A 13,557-nucleotide genomic window follows, 5' to 3' on the forward strand; every position below is an offset into this window, starting at 1 on the left:
ACCGCCTCGCGCGGCACAGGGGTGTCGCGCGAAGGCACGGAGCGGGAGCATGGGCCGATGAGCCTCGTGCAGGTCGCCCAGCGCGCCACCGACCTCGACCGGTCCGCCGCGTTCTACGCCGATCTCCTCGGCCGGGCTCCCGCGGCACGGTTCGAGCCACCATGCCTGGTGTTCTTCGACCTCGACGGGGTCCGGCTGCTGCTCGAGGCGGGTGCGCCGTCGGCGACCCTGTACCTGCGCGTCGACGACGTCGCCGCGACGGTGGAACGACTGCGCGGCGCCGGTGTGCCCGTCGAGGGCGAGCCGCACGTGATCTTCCACCACGCGGACGACGCCCTCGGCCCTGCGGGTACCGACGAGTGGCAGGCGTTCGTCCGTGACCCCGACGGCAACCTCGTCGGACTCGTCGAGCACCGCCGTTGAACCGCGCGCGCGACGACGTCGGGAGCCGCGTCGTCGCTGCTCAGGAACTCGTCGGACGGCGCGTCGCCGTATCGGCGAGCTCGGGCGGCCACACGACCGCGAACCGCTCGCACACGATCTCGTCCTGCTCCGACCACGTGACCCCGCGCGCGGCGCACGTCCGGGTCCAGTAGCGGCGGTGCTCGCGGCGCCACGACTCGAGCGTCCGGTCGTCCTCGCCCTCGTCGTACGCGAAGTCCGCGTCGACCTCGTCGAACGTCGCGAGCCGCAGCTCCGTCGTGCGCAGGACCACGACCGGCCGCCCGGTGCCGTCGCACGCGATCCAGTGCCCGCCGATGCGCGGCAGCGGGTCGCCCACCGCCGTGAACGCGTCGACGAGCTCGGCGGTCGCGCGCTTGGGGCCGTGCGTGACGGCGCGCAGCAGCGCGTCGGCGAGGGCGGGGGAGTCGCCGAAGTGCTCGACGCTGTAGTCGGACGCCGCGGCGGCGCTCGGGTGCGCGGCCGCGTACGCCGCCCACAGCGCGCCGGCGGCCTCGCGGTCGACCTCGGGCAGGGCATCGCTCATGCACGCAGCGTGCCAGCCCGGCGCCGAGGGATCGAGCCGGGGCCGTCCTGCGCGCCGCGCTGTCAGTCGCGCACGTCCGTCAGTCGCGCACGTCGCCGATGCGGATGTGGTTGCCGAACGGGTCGCGGATCGCGAAGTCGCGGCCGTACGGCTGATCCGTGGGCTCCTGCGTGACGTCGACCCCCGCCTCGACCAGCCGGGCGAACGTCCCGTCGACGTCGTCCGTCGTGAACGCGAGCCAGCCACCGCCCGCACCCTTGGTCACCAGGTCGCGCACCTGCTCGGCCGTGGCGTCGTCGTGCGCCGGCGGGCCGGGTCGCTCGAGCAGGATCTGCTTGCGGTCGCCCGGCACCCGGACGGTGAGCCAGCGCATGGCGCCGAAGTCGACGTCGGCACCGACCTCGAGGCCCAGCACGTCGACGTAGAACGCCAGCGCCTCGTCCTGGTCGAGGACGAAGATCGACGAGAGGTTGTTGCGTTCGAGCACGAGAGGCGTCCTGACCTGCGGTTTCATCGATCGTTTGCCGACGACGACCACGCTAGGGGAGCCGGGGGAGATGCGCTTCTCCGAAACTGCTCGGTCGCCCCCACCGCATCGACCACGAGCCCGAGCCAGGCTCCGGCGTCCCGGCCAGCGTCTCGCGGTAGGCCGTGGGGGAGCACCCCACCACCTCGGCGAACGTGCGGCTGAACGTGCCGAGGCTCGTGAACCCGACCGCGAGGCACACGTCGGTGACGCTCGTGCTCGTCGTCCGCAGCAGGAACATCGCGCGCTCGACCCGGCGGCGCTGCAGGTACCGGTACGGCGTCTCGCCGAACACGCGTCGGAACTCGTGCGCGAAGTGCGACGTGGACATCAACGCCACGCGCGCGAGCGATGCGACGTCCAGCGGTGCCGCGTAGGCGCGGTCCATGGCGTCACGTGCACGCAGCAGCCGACGGTTGAGGTCCTCGGCGTCGCGGTTCACGAGCGGCCTGGCGAACCGTGGGCACAGGCGGGGTCGAACGGACGTGCGAACGTCCTGGCAGGCAGCGTCATGCCGGCTGCCAGAGCTCAATGCGGTTACCGTCCGGGTCGGTGACCCAGCCGAAGCGTTCCACGCCGTCCATGTCCTGCGTCTCGTCGTCGACGGTCGCGCCGTGGGCGCGCAGCTGCGCGAGCATCGCGTCCAGGTCGCGGACCCGGAAGTCGAGCATCGTGCGCTGCGTCGGCGCGCCCTCGCTCTGGCAGGGCCCTGGGAGCAAGCCGATAATGCACATTATGTCAGAACGGCCAGAGAGAACGACGGCCCATCTCCGGGACGCCGTCCCCTGTCGTCAGAGGTGGCGCGGGAGCTTGAGGACGTAGCGCTCCTCCGTGACGTCCGGGTCGCGCGGCACCGCCATGCGCTCACCGGTACGCGCGAAGCCCGCGCGCACGTACAGGTCGCCGGCCGCGTTGTTGCCGTCGACGAGCCACAGCGACAGCGTGCGGGCCTTCTCGGCGATCGCGGCCTGGCGCACGGCGTCCAGGAGCGCCCACGCGATCCCCCGGCGACGCGCCTCGGGCGCGACCCAGAGGCTGACGATGTGCCGGTCGTCCGTCGGCGACCCGGGCTCCAGCAGCGTCGAGACGAGCGCACGGACCTCGCCGTCGTCGTCGATCGCGATCCACGTCGGCACGGTGCGCGTGCGCATCCGCCAGTGCTTCTCCTTGAAGCGCTCCTCGCGCTCCAGTGACGAGCCGAAGGCGTCCGGGTCCTCGCGGAGCGCACGCAGACGGATGTCGCGCACTCGTGCCCAGTCGTCCTCAGTTGCCCGCGTGATCTGCACGTTCACAGGATGCCGTACGAACAGGCGCTCACTCGCCACCGCCATGCCCGAGCGGGTCGGGCACGGAGCGCGCCACGTCGGCGACCTCCTCCTCGGGGCGCGGCGGGATCGTCTCGTCCTCCTCGAGGAGCGGGATCTCCTCGGTGCTCCCGGGCAGGTCAGGGTGCTGCTCGGTCATGAGGTCACCTCCTGGTTCGCGAGCTCGACGGACTCCCCCGTGGCCAGCGCGACGAGCTCGGAGCCACGCACGAGGCGGCCGACCAGGGTGTGCAGCAGGCCGAGCCCGCGCTCGTTGAGCAGCCCGTCGTGGATCGGCACGATGCGCCGCGCGCCGACGTCCCTGGCGCGGTCCACGGCCTCCGTCAGGGTGAACCACGGGCCGGAGATCGGCAGCAGGTGGACGTCGGGCCGGTCGGTGGGCTGCACGTGCGCATCACCGGGGTGGAGCACGCCCTCGACGAGGTACGCGACGTTGGGGATGCGCGGGATGTCGGGGTGGATCACCGCGTGCCACTCCCCCAGGACCCGGACCGAGAAGCCCGCGGCCTCGACGTGATCGCCGCCGCTGACGACGTGCAGGAGGTCCTGCGGTGCGTCCGCCTCGCGCAGCAGCGCCACGGCGGGTGCCGGGCCCCACAGGGGGATCCCGCCCCGGACGGCCTCGGCGACCCGGTCGACCGCGAGGTGGTCGGCGTGCTCGTGCGTCACGAGGATCGCCTGGGCCCCGTCGAGCGCGTCGTCGAGCGCGCAGAACGAGCCGGGGTCGATCAGCAGGTGGCGACGGTCGTCGTCGAGCCGGACGCAGGAGTGGCCCCACCGGGTCAGGCGCAGTGTCATGTGGGTGATTCTGCGCGTCCACCAGCGCGGACGCACGCTGCCACGCCCACCTTCGTCCCGGTCCGCACCGTTCGCGCCGGTGGGACACGGTCCCCTCGGGCACGCCGCAGCCGATACGGTTGCCGGGTGCTCGTGCTCGGTGTGTGCAGCCTCAAGGGTGGCGTCGGCAAGACGTCCGTGACGCTCGGTCTGGCCTCCGCGGCCCTCGAACGAGGGTTGCGCACCCTCGTCGTCGACATGGACCCGCAGGGTGACTGCACCATGTCGCTCGGCGCGCGTCCCGAGCAGGGCGACGTGTCCGACGTGCTCGACGCGCCGAGCGCCGAGACCGTGCGGTCCGCGACGGTGGCGAGCTCGTGGGCGGAGGACGGGCTCGACGTGCTCGTCGGCTCGGAACGCAACGCCAAGCACGACCGCCTCGGTGACAGCGACTTCGACCGGCTGCGGTTCGCGCTGTCCTGGGTGCAGGACTACGACCTGGTGCTCGTGGACTGCCCGCCGTCGCTCGGCTCGCTCACGCGCACCGGCCTGACCGCGTGCGACCGCGCGATGGTCGTCACGGAGCCCGGCCTGTTCGCCGTCATGGCCGTCGGCCGCGCCATGCGCACGATCGACGAGCTGCGCCGCGGCCCCGCGCCCCAGCTGCAGCCGCTCGGCATCGCGGTCAACCGCGTGCGCGCGCGCTCGCTGGAGCAGGCCTACCGGCTCGAGGAGCTCGGCTCGCTGTACGGGCCGCTGCTGCTGTCCCCCTCGGTCCCCGAGCGTGCCGCACTGCAGCAGGCTCAGGGCGCCGCGCAGCCCGTGCACGCCTGGCCGGGCCAGGCGGCCGCGGAGCTGTCCGGCATCTTCGACGCGCTGCTGGACCGCGCGCTGCGCGCCCCGCGCCGGTAACTCTCTCCCCCGGGGTCCGGCCTGCGCATGACGAAGGCCCGGGGTCCCACGGACCACGGGCCTTCGGTACGTCAGGGGTCGTCGGGCTCAGCCCGCCGAGCGTGCGCGCCGGCGCATCGCCAGCTCGTCGTGCACGTTCTCGCCGGCCGGCGGGGCCGCCTCCTCCTCGGCGCGCTCCGTCGGGAGCTCCGCGAGGGTGCCCTCGACCTCGCGCCACACGCGGCCGACCGCGATGCCGAACACGCCCTGCCCGCCCTGGACCAGGTCGATGACCTCGTCGGCCGACGTGCACTCGTAGACCGAGGCGCCGTCGGACATGAGCGTGATCTGGGCCAGGTCGTCCACGCCGCGCTCGCGCAGGTGGCCGACCGCGGTGCGGATCTGCTGCAGCGAGACGCCCGTGTCGAGCAGTCGCTTCACGACCTTGAGCACCAGGATGTCGCGGAACGAGTAGAGCCGCTGGGTGCCCGAGCCGGTGGCCGGGCGCACGGACGGCTCCACGAGGCCCGTGCGGGCCCAGTAGTCGAGCTGCCGGTACGTGATGCCGGCGGCGCGGCACGCGGTCGGGCCGCGGTAGCCGGTCGCGTCGTCCAGGTCCGGCAGGTCGTCGTCGAACAGGAGGCCCTGCGCGCGCTGCGGGACGATCGTCACGTCCTCCGCGTTCTCGTTGGCCACGCTTCCTCCAGTCGTCGTGCGGTCGTGCGATCGCCCGACCGCCTGTGGGCAACGCTAGGGACCCCGACCCCCGGACGCAACGACACGCGGGGCGTGTCGCGGTCGGCGTGTCTGAAGTTCAACCTCAAGGTGAAGGTTGAGGTCCCGATCCCCTCTCCCCCGGCTCGTCACCGGTCTCGAAGTCCTCCGGCGTGACCTGGTCGAGGAACTCGCGGAACCGCTCGACGTCCTCGTCCGGACTGTCCTCGCGCTGCACCTCGACCCCCGCCACGGCGACCACCTCGGCCGAGCACAGCACCGGGATGCCGAACCGCAGCGCGACCGCGATCGCGTCCGACGCGCGCGAGTCGACCCGCGCGCCGTTGCCCAGCAGCAGCTCCGCGTAGAAGACGCCGTCCTCGAGCCGGGTGATCGCGGCGCGCTGCACCTGGTCGCCCTCGGCGAGGATCACGTCGCGCAGCAGGTCGTGCGTCATCGGACGCGGCGGGACCACGCCCGCCTGGGCCGCGGCGATCGCGCCCGCCTCGTGCGGCCCCACCAGGATCGGGACGACGAGCTCGGAGTCCGGGTCCAGGAGCAGCACGACGTTCTCGTCCACGGTCGGGTGCCGTCGCACCCCGACCACCTCGACGACGACGAGATCCGGGTCCACAGGGTCCACGCTACGTCTCCCGGCGCCGCTTCGCGCCGGACGCGCGACGACCGGGCACGCGTCCGCGTCCGGCGCCCGGGCGGCCGTCCCTCACGGCAGGAGGTCGGCCACCGACGAGCGCACGAGAGCCGTGTGCATGCGCGCGCACAACTCCCCCAGCTCCGCGGCGATCGTCGCCGCGCGGGCCCGGGCCGACGCGTTGCGCTGGCCCTTCCAGGGCGCCACGGCCTGCTCGACGAGGTCGGCCTGCCGCTCCGCGGCAGCACGGAACTGCCGCAGGTGCCGCACGTCGATGCCGTGCTCGGCGAGCGCCGCCGCCGTCACGACGATCTCGCGCGCCCACGGCTCGAATCCCCCGCCGGGACCGGGCGTCAGGACGCCGGCCTCGACCAGCTCGGCGACGAGCGACGCCTCGACCCCCGCGTCGCGCGCGAGCGCGTCGGCGGACAGCCGTGCGTCGGGACGCGTCAGGACGCCGTCCGCGGCGGCCAGGCGGGCGCGCGGCGCGGGCTCGTCCTCCTCGCCCGCGTCGAGCGCCGCGAGGCGCTCACCGATCACCTTGAGCGGCATGTAGCGGTCGCGCTGCTGGCGCAGCACGAAGCGCAGGCGCTCCACGTCGGCCGGCGAGTACTGCCGGTAGCCGGCCGGCGTGCGGACCGGCTCCACGAGCCCCTGCTCCTCGAGGAACCGCAGCTTCGAGGGCGTGACCGCCGGGAACTCGATCTGCAGCGCCTGGAGCACGTCCGAGATGCGCATGCTGGCGCGGCGCGAGATGCCCCGCGGCCACGGCTCGTGCGTCGCGGCCTGCTCCTCGGTCGGCGCGACGCCCGCGTCGACCGGCTCCGGGGCGGAGCGGCGCGCGCTCACCGCAGCGCCCGTCGACTGGCTCACGCGCGGGTCCCCGTGCGCGTCATGCGTCCTCGCGGTGCGGGCTCGGGTGGAACGTCATGCGGTACTTGCCGATCTGCACCTCGTCGCCCGCGCGCAGCACGGCCGACTCGATGCGCTGCCGGTTGACGTACGTGCCGTTCAGCGAGCCGATGTCCCGCACGGCGAACTGCGCGCCCTCGCGCACGAACTCCGCGTGCTTGCGCGAGACCGTCACGTCGTCGAGGAAGATGTCCGCCTGCGTCGACCGACCCGCGACCGTGCGCTCCGCGTCCAGCAGGAACCGGGCACCCGCGCTCGGCCCACGCTGCATCACGAGCAGCGCGGACGTCGGCGGCAGCGCCTGCACCGCGGCCGACTCCTCGGGCGTGAGCCCGACCGGTGCACCCTGCTCGATCTCGACCGGGCCGATCTGGCCGAAGTTGACGGTCGTCTCCGGGCCGGCGGCGCGCGTGGTCCGCTCGTCGTCGGTCATTAGGCCTCCCGTGTCCGTCATCGGTTGTCTGGTCGAACCCGTCGTCGGGTCGCGTCCCGATCGCTCCACCCTATGCAACGCCACGCCCTGGCGCAGCCCTCCGTCCGAGTCACGAACGCCCTCGTCAGCCCGCCTCGACCGGCACCGGGCTCGCGTACGCCGGGTCGGGCAGCGAGCGGACCGCGGTGACGACGACCTCGTCGCGCTCCTCGACGGTCCCCGTGGCCCCCGTGCCGCGCACCGTGGCCATCGCGCCGCCCGGGATCTGCAGCGCGATCGACAAGGTCGACGGGTCGCCGATCGCGAGCCACACGTACGGCGGCTCGAGCCGCTCGCCGTCGAGCAGCACGTCGCCACGCGTCCCCGTGAACGCCGAGCTCGCCGTCACGCGGTGGTCGTTGAGCTGGATCGCCTCAGCGCCCGCGTTGCGCAGCTCCTCGAGCATGTTGAGCATCGTGACGGGCTGCAGGTCCCGGCCCGGGTCGAGCAGCGTCACCTGGACGCCCGGCCCCTGCGCCGGCAGACGGCCCGAGAGGATGCCCTGCGTGATCGCGCTGCGGCGCAGCGAGTCGATCGCCGCGGCCTGGCCGTCCGAGCCCGACGCGAGCCGGTCCCGCTCGCCGCGCAGCTCCGAGACCTCGCGACGCAGCTGGTCGCCGCGCTCGGTCGTCTCGTCGAGCACGCGCACGAGCTCCGACTGCCGCAGGCCCGACAGCGCGCTCTCGTCGTTCTGGCGCACCTGGACGACGACCGCGAAGCCGAGCAGCGCGCACAGCACGCCGGCGACCAGCTGCGCGCGCGTCGCGCGGGGAGCCATCGCGCGCGCGAGCGCCGCCCACCCGCTGCGTGCGGGGACGTCGACGAGTGCTGCGCTCGCCGACGGGACGGGGACCCGCTCGACCGGCTCGTCCCCCTCGGCGCCGTCGTGTGCCGCGCCGTCCGGGTCGTCCGCGAGGATCTCGCCCTCGAGATCGACGTCGAGATCGGCTCCGAGACGATCGGTGCCGGACTCGTCGGCACCGGGCTCCGTGCCGCCGAGCGTGTCCTCCGCGAGCTCGGCGTAGACCGGCTCGAAGCTCTCGGGCTCGTCGTCCGCGGGCGGGAGGGGGTCGTACAGCGGCCGGGCGAGCTCGTCGTCCGAAGGTCGCAGGTCGACGGACGTGTCGTCGGCGAGGTCCTCGAGCACGGAGCCGTCGGGCACACCCTCGGCGGGCACAGCGTCGGCGGGCACACCCTCGGCGGGCACAGCGTCGGCGGGCACACCCTCGGCGGGCACGGCGTCGTCGGGCACGGCGTCGTCGGGCATGAGGTCCTCGGGCCCCGGGTCGTCCGCACGGTCGTCATGGCCGGCGTGCTCGTCCGCGGGGTCGACCGGGACGACGGCGTCGTCCGCGGGGTCGTCGTGCACGACGTCGTCACCCGGGGGGTCGTCGTGCACGACGTCGTCACCCGTGGGGTCGCCGCTCCGCACGTCGAGCGGCTCCTCGGCAGGCCGGAGGGTGGGGTCGTCGTCGCCCGCGGGACGCGCGTCGGCGAGCGGGTCGAACACCGCGGGTACGACGCCGTCGCGGGCGGGCGCCGCGACGCGGTCCTGGCCCGCGGGCTCGTCGTCGGCGTCGCGTGCGGTCATGGTCAGGCCTTGAACAGGTGGCGGCGGATCGACGCGGCGTTGGAGAAGATGCGGATGCCGAGCACGACGACGACGGCGGTCGACAGCTGGCTGCCGACCCCGAGCTGGTCGCCCAGGAAGACGATGAGCGCGGCGACGATCACGTTCGACAGGAACGAGATGAGGAAGACGCGGTCGTCGAAGATGCCGTCGAGCATCGCGCGCACGCCGCCGAAGATCGCGTCGAGCGCGGCGACGACCGCGATCGGCAGGTACGGCTGCAGCTCGGCGGGCACGGTGGGCTGCAGGACGAGTCCGGCGACCACGCCGACGACGAGTCCGATCACCGCGATCACGGCTGTCCCTCCCCACGCTCACGCACGGTTGCGACGTGCGGCTCGGCGGGCAGCGCGGCCGCGTGCGTGGCCGACCCTGCCACACGCGCCGCGCGGGACGAAACTGACCTGCTCGGCGCGTCGCCCGCCCGGTGGACGGCGGACGCGTCGAGCGACATCTCGCCGTCGCCGCTCCCCGGGTCGACCGTGCCGCCCGACGGCGAGTCCACGGCCGCGTCCGGGGTGTTCTTCGGGGTGGGCGTCGGGCGCAGCTCGGCCGGCAGCCCGTCGTCGGGCACGGTCGCGTGCCGCAGCGTCACCTGCCCGGCGCCCGGGAGCCACAGCGAGTCCTGGCGCGAGATGTCCACGCCGATGCCGTACGTGCTCCGCAGCGCGGTGAGGAGCTGGCCGGCGGTGTCGCGTGCGAGGCCCGTCTGGAGCTCCACGGGGTTGCCGAGCGCCTCGACGCGGTACGGGCCCGACAGGGGCACGAGGTCGACGAGGACCGCGCTGCCCGCGCTGCGGATCGCGGTCGTGGCCGTGACGCGCTGGTCGTTGATCGCGATCGCCTCGGCGCCCGCGGACCACAGGCCGTTCACGACGATCTGGAGGTCGACGTCCTGCACGCGCGCGTCGTCGTCGCCCGCGTCCGGGTCGGCGTCGGGCGCGTCGGACAGCTCGACGCGCAGCCCGGGGCCCGCGACGGGGACCTGGCCCGCCTCGACGGCTCCGACGGTCGCGGCCTGCTGCAGCGCGGTGCTCTCCGGGCCGATGAGCGCGGACTGCAGCGCGGCGATCTGCGAGCTGAGCGACGCGACCTCCTCCTGCAGCTCGGCGGCCTCGTCGTTGCGCTCGACGATGCTCGACTCGAGGAGCTCGCGGGCCTCCTGCGCGGCGGCGGTCGGCTGGTGCAGCGCGATCGCGGCCGCCGAGCTCGCGAGGCCCACGCCGACGGCGACGACGAGGATGACCGCGCGACGCGCGGCGTGCGGGCGGGGTGCGGTCCCCGCGGCCCGGCGCGCGGCGACCAGTGCGTAGCCCTCGTCGAGCGAGGAGCTGTAGACCTCGTTGAGCAGCGTCATCGACGCGTCGGGCCGACGCCCGGCGCCACCCGCCGTGGTGTGCCGCGTCGTCACGCGGTGGCCTCCTGCGCGGGCGGCCCGTGCAGCAGGCGCCGGGCCTGGAGCAGGTACAGCGCGCCGGCGAACCAGTACAGCCCGACCCCCCACAGCGCGAACGCCCATCCGGCGACCTCGGCGACGGTGCCGACCCAGGAGTCCCACGACGCGAGCAGCAGGAGCGGGAACGCGTACAGCAGCGCGAACGTGCCGGCCTTGCCCGCGAGGTGCACCTGCGGCGGCGGGTAGCCCGCGCGCCCGAGCACGATCAGCATGACCCCGAGCACGACCTCGCGCGCGAGGATCACGACGAGCAGCCACAACGGCACGACACCCCGCCAGACGAGCCCGACGAGCGTCACGGCGATGAACAGGCGGTCCGCCGCCGGGTCGAGGAGCTGGCCGAGCCTGCTGACCTGACCGAGGCGCCGGGCGAGCACGCCGTCGAGCCAGTCGCTCGCCCCGGAGACCGCGAGCACCACGACGGCCCAGCCGTCGCGGCCGGACGCGATCAGGACGCCGAACACGGGCACCAGCAGCAGGCGCGCGAAGCTGATGGCGTTGGGCACCGTCAGCACGCGCGTGCTGATCTCGGGGCCGTCGCCGTGCTCGCCCCGTGTGCCCTGCTGTGCCTTCTCCGTCACGCGCGTGCCGCTCCCTCGTCGTGTGCGCGCCCGATCCTATGCGGCCGGGACGTGCGCCCCGCGCACCCGGCGCGCTCGCGTGCGAGGCTGTCGCCGTGCACTCCAACGACCCGGACGTGATCGACCGCCTGCTGCGCTCCCCCGGCCGGTGGGCCGTCGTCGGGCTGTCGCAGAACACGGCTCGCGCCGCGTACGGCGTCTCGGCGTACCTGCAGCGACTCGGCCACGAGGTCGTCCCCGTGCACCCGTCGGCCGCGACCGTGCACGGCGCGCCGGGGTACGCGACGCTCGCGGACGTCCCGGGCGACGTCGACGTCGTCGACGTGTTCGTCAACGCGAGGCTCGCGGGCGCCGTCGTGGACGAGGCGATCGCGCGCGGTGCTCGCGCGGTGTGGCTGCAGCTCGACGTCGTCGACGAGGCCGCGGCGGCACGTGCGCGGGACGCCGGGCTGGACGTCGTGATGGACGCGTGCCCCGCGATCGAGGGGCCCGCACGCGGCCTGTGACCGTCGACGGTCCGCGGGTGTGCGCGAACTCACCCGGCTCGCGGCGTGCCCTGGCCTGCCCGGACGGCCGCGCGACCGGTAGGCTGTCGCCGATCGCGGAGTTCGTCGCGTCCCCCCAGAAGTTCGAGTCGACAGACGCCCTGGCCACCGGCCGGCGTCGCGTCGCGTGCGTGAGGCACCTGCCAGGTGCGTGTCGGGGCTGCGACAGCCGTGCGCCATCCGGGCGCCGGTTCAGTCCTCCCTCGAACGGAACGGCCTTCCATGTCGCTGCCCTCGGGCACCCGTGCGCCTTCGCACGTCCTCACCACCTCCTCGACTGACGCGAGCACGCCCGCGCCCGCCGGTCCCGACTCCCCCGTCGGCGCGCCCGCGCCGACGTTCGACGACCTGGGTCTGCCCGCCGCGCTGCACCGTGCGGTCACGGACCTCGGCTTCACCACGCCGTCCGCCATCCAGGAGCGCGCCGTCCCGGCCCTGCTCGGCGGGCGCGACCTGCTCGGCGTCGCCCAGACCGGCACCGGCAAGACCGCCGCGTTCGGCCTCCCGCTGCTCGCCGCGGTGGACCCGGAGCTGCGCGCCGTGCAGGCCGTGGTGCTCGCCCCCACGCGTGAGCTCGCGATGCAGGTCGCGGACGCGATCTCGTCGTTCGCGGCGCACCTTCCCGGCGTCGACGTCGTGCCCGTGTACGGCGGCTCGCCGTACCTGCCGCAGCAGCGCGCGCTGCAGCGCGGCGCGCAGGTCGTCGTCGGGACGCCCGGCCGCGTGATCGACCACCTGGAGCGCGGGTCGCTCGTGCTCGACCAGGTGCGCTTCCTCGTGCTCGACGAGGCCGACGAGATGCTGCGCATGGGCTTCGCGGAGGACGTCGACAAGGTCCTCTCGCGCGCGCCGCGCGAGCGTCAGGTCGCGCTGTTCTCGGCCACGATGCCCGCGCCGATCCGCCGCGTCGCGGAGCAGCACATGGTCGACCCGGTCGAGGTGACCGTGGCCCGTCAGTCCTCGACCGTGACGACCGTGCGCCAGACGTACGCGGTGGTCCCGCACCGGCACAAGGCGGGTGCGCTCGCACGCGTCCTCGCCGTGACGGAGGCGGACGCCGCGATCGTGTTCGTCCGCACGCGCGGCAACGCCGAGGAGCTCGGCTCGGCGCTCGTCGAGCGCGGCGTGTCGGCGGCCTACATCTCGGGCGACGTCGCCCAGGGCGAGCGGGAGAAGATCGTCGAGCGGCTGCGCAGCGGCGCGCTCGACGTGCTCGTCGCCACCGACGTCGCGGCCCGCGGGCTCGACGTCGAGCGCATCGGCCTCGTCGTGAACTACGACGTCCCGCGCGAGCCGGAGACGTACGTGCACCGCATCGGCCGTACGGGCCGCGCGGGCCGCGACGGCACCGCGCTGACGTTCGTGACGCCCGCGGAGCAGTCCCGCCTGCGCACGATCGAGCGCACGACCCGGACCACGCTCGAGCAGGTGGCCATCCCGTCCCCCGCCGAGGTCAGCGCGCACCGCGTGCGCACGCTGCTGGCGCGCGTCCCGCAGCGCACGGAGGCCGGGCGCCTCGACGTGTACCGCACCGCGGTCGCCGACCTCGTGCGCCAGGAGCCCGGTACGGACCTCGCCGAGCTGCTCGCGACCGTGCTCGCGCTCGCCGTGGGCGACGAGGGCCCCGCCGCGGCGGACGACCTCGACGACGCGCTCGCGCGCGCCGCGGCGATGCCGACCCGCGACCGGGTCGGGGCGCACCGCGACGGCGCGCCGCCGCGCGAGCGCCGCCGCACGAGCACGCACATCGCGGGCGGTCCGCCGCGCTGGCGCGTCGCCGTGGGTCACCGGGACGGCCTGCAGCCGGGTGCGCTGGTCGGCGCGCTCACCGGCGAGGGCGGCCTGACCGGCGCGGACGTCGGCAAGATCGACATCTTCCCCAGCTTCGCGCTCGTCGACATCCCCGGCGGGCTCTCCCCCGAGGCCGTCGACCGCCTGTCGCGCACGCGCGTCGCGGGTCGGCCGCTGCGCATCCGCGTGGACTCCGGCCCGCGCGGCGGTCAGGGCGCGAGCCGCGCCGGCCACGCGCCGTCGCGCGCCCGGTCCTGACGCCCGGCCGGCACCGTCCGACGGTGCACGGCCGACCCG

At 74.6% G+C, this 13,557-nt stretch carries 19 protein-coding genes; 4 read left to right on the forward strand and 15 right to left on the reverse strand.

Annotation, left to right across the window (positions count from 1 at the left end; translation table 11 throughout):
* The first annotated feature begins 57 nt into the window (after nt 1-57).
* Nucleotides 58-423: a VOC family protein gene (locus F1D97_RS11555; RefSeq protein ID WP_236120652.1), complete on the forward strand. Its 366-nt coding sequence runs from the start codon at nt 58-60 to the stop codon at nt 421-423.
* 40 nt (nt 424-463) lie between these two features.
* Here F1D97_RS11555 and F1D97_RS11560 read toward each other — a convergent pair whose 3' ends face one another.
* From F1D97_RS11560 to F1D97_RS11590, 7 genes are all read right to left on the reverse strand, one after another.
* Nucleotides 464-988, reverse strand: coding sequence for an ASCH domain-containing protein (locus tag F1D97_RS11560; RefSeq protein ID WP_236120653.1), 525 nt, complete (start codon nt 986-988; stop codon nt 464-466).
* 79 nt (nt 989-1,067) lie between these two features.
* Nucleotides 1,068-1,475, reverse strand: a complete 408-nt coding sequence (locus F1D97_RS11565; protein ID WP_236120654.1) for a VOC family protein — start codon at nt 1,473-1,475, stop codon at nt 1,068-1,070.
* 52 nt (nt 1,476-1,527) lie between these two features.
* Entirely contained in the window at nt 1,528-1,956 is a 429-nt protein-coding gene (locus tag F1D97_RS11570) for a helix-turn-helix domain-containing protein (RefSeq protein WP_236120655.1), read from the reverse strand.
* Nucleotides 1,957-2,023: 67 nt separating this feature from the next.
* Nucleotides 2,024-2,233: a VOC family protein gene (locus F1D97_RS11575; protein ID WP_236120656.1), complete on the reverse strand. Its 210-nt coding sequence runs from the start codon at nt 2,231-2,233 to the stop codon at nt 2,024-2,026.
* 72 nt (nt 2,234-2,305) lie between these two features.
* Nucleotides 2,306-2,800, reverse strand: a complete 495-nt coding sequence (locus tag F1D97_RS11580; RefSeq protein ID WP_236120657.1) for a GNAT family N-acetyltransferase — start codon at nt 2,798-2,800, stop codon at nt 2,306-2,308.
* A 28-nt stretch (nt 2,801-2,828) separates the two neighbouring features.
* Nucleotides 2,829-2,978: a hypothetical protein gene (locus F1D97_RS11585; RefSeq protein ID WP_236120658.1), complete on the reverse strand. Its 150-nt coding sequence runs from the start codon at nt 2,976-2,978 to the stop codon at nt 2,829-2,831.
* The gene (locus F1D97_RS11590; RefSeq protein WP_236120659.1) at nt 2,975-3,637 is read right to left on the reverse strand and encodes an MBL fold metallo-hydrolase; all 663 of its coding nucleotides are present in this window, start codon (nt 3,635-3,637) and stop codon (nt 2,975-2,977) included. The genes F1D97_RS11585 and F1D97_RS11590 overlap by 4 nt, the downstream gene beginning before the upstream one ends.
* Before the next feature lie 126 nt (nt 3,638-3,763).
* On the opposite strand from F1D97_RS11590, the gene F1D97_RS11595 reads away from it, so the two are divergent.
* Nucleotides 3,764-4,528 (forward strand): ParA family protein, encoded by a 765-nt coding sequence (locus F1D97_RS11595; RefSeq protein WP_236120660.1) that lies wholly within the window; start codon nt 3,764-3,766, stop codon nt 4,526-4,528.
* Nucleotides 4,529-4,615: 87 nt separating this feature from the next.
* Here F1D97_RS11595 and F1D97_RS11600 read toward each other — a convergent pair whose 3' ends face one another.
* The 8 genes from F1D97_RS11600 to F1D97_RS11635 form a co-directional block, all read right to left on the reverse strand.
* Nucleotides 4,616-5,203, reverse strand: a complete 588-nt coding sequence (locus F1D97_RS11600; RefSeq protein WP_317618863.1) for a MerR family transcriptional regulator — start codon at nt 5,201-5,203, stop codon at nt 4,616-4,618.
* Nucleotides 5,204-5,327: 124 nt separating this feature from the next.
* Nucleotides 5,328-5,855 (reverse strand): bifunctional nuclease family protein, encoded by a 528-nt coding sequence (locus F1D97_RS11605; RefSeq protein ID WP_236120661.1) that lies wholly within the window; start codon nt 5,853-5,855, stop codon nt 5,328-5,330.
* Nucleotides 5,856-5,945: 90 nt separating this feature from the next.
* Nucleotides 5,946-6,629, reverse strand: coding sequence for a transcriptional regulator FtsR (gene ftsR, locus F1D97_RS11610; RefSeq protein WP_396022592.1), 684 nt, complete (start codon nt 6,627-6,629; stop codon nt 5,946-5,948).
* Nucleotides 6,630-6,765: 136 nt separating this feature from the next.
* The gene (locus tag F1D97_RS11615; protein WP_236120663.1) at nt 6,766-7,218 is read right to left on the reverse strand and encodes an FHA domain-containing protein; all 453 of its coding nucleotides are present in this window, start codon (nt 7,216-7,218) and stop codon (nt 6,766-6,768) included.
* A 124-nt stretch (nt 7,219-7,342) separates the two neighbouring features.
* Nucleotides 7,343-8,848: a DUF881 domain-containing protein gene (locus F1D97_RS11620; protein WP_236120664.1), complete on the reverse strand. Its 1,506-nt coding sequence runs from the start codon at nt 8,846-8,848 to the stop codon at nt 7,343-7,345.
* A 2-nt stretch (nt 8,849-8,850) separates the two neighbouring features.
* Nucleotides 8,851-9,183 carry a small basic family protein gene (locus F1D97_RS11625; RefSeq protein ID WP_048341858.1) on the reverse strand — a complete coding sequence of 111 codons (333 nt, stop codon included), beginning with the start codon at nt 9,181-9,183 and terminating at the stop codon, nt 8,851-8,853.
* Nucleotides 9,180-10,298, reverse strand: a complete 1,119-nt coding sequence (locus tag F1D97_RS11630; protein WP_236120665.1) for a DUF881 domain-containing protein — start codon at nt 10,296-10,298, stop codon at nt 9,180-9,182. The genes F1D97_RS11625 and F1D97_RS11630 overlap by 4 nt, the downstream gene beginning before the upstream one ends.
* Entirely contained in the window at nt 10,295-10,924 is a 630-nt protein-coding gene (locus F1D97_RS11635) for a CDP-alcohol phosphatidyltransferase family protein (RefSeq protein ID WP_236120666.1), read from the reverse strand. The genes F1D97_RS11630 and F1D97_RS11635 overlap by 4 nt, the downstream gene beginning before the upstream one ends.
* Nucleotides 10,925-10,962: 38 nt before the next feature.
* Between F1D97_RS11635 and F1D97_RS11640 the strand changes: the two genes are divergently transcribed.
* Nucleotides 10,963-11,430 carry a CoA-binding protein gene (locus F1D97_RS11640; RefSeq protein WP_236120667.1) on the forward strand — a complete coding sequence of 156 codons (468 nt, stop codon included), beginning with the start codon at nt 10,963-10,965 and terminating at the stop codon, nt 11,428-11,430.
* A 261-nt stretch (nt 11,431-11,691) separates the two neighbouring features.
* On the forward strand, nt 11,692-13,518 hold the full coding sequence (locus F1D97_RS11645) for a DEAD/DEAH box helicase (RefSeq protein WP_236120668.1): 1,827 nt from the start codon (nt 11,692-11,694) through the stop codon (nt 13,516-13,518).
* The last annotated feature ends 39 nt before the right edge of the window (nt 13,519-13,557 follow it).

The sequence above is a fragment of the Cellulomonas palmilytica genome, from assembly GCF_021590045.1.
GTDB classification, from domain to species: Bacteria; Actinomycetota; Actinomycetes; order Actinomycetales; family Cellulomonadaceae; genus Cellulomonas; species Cellulomonas palmilytica.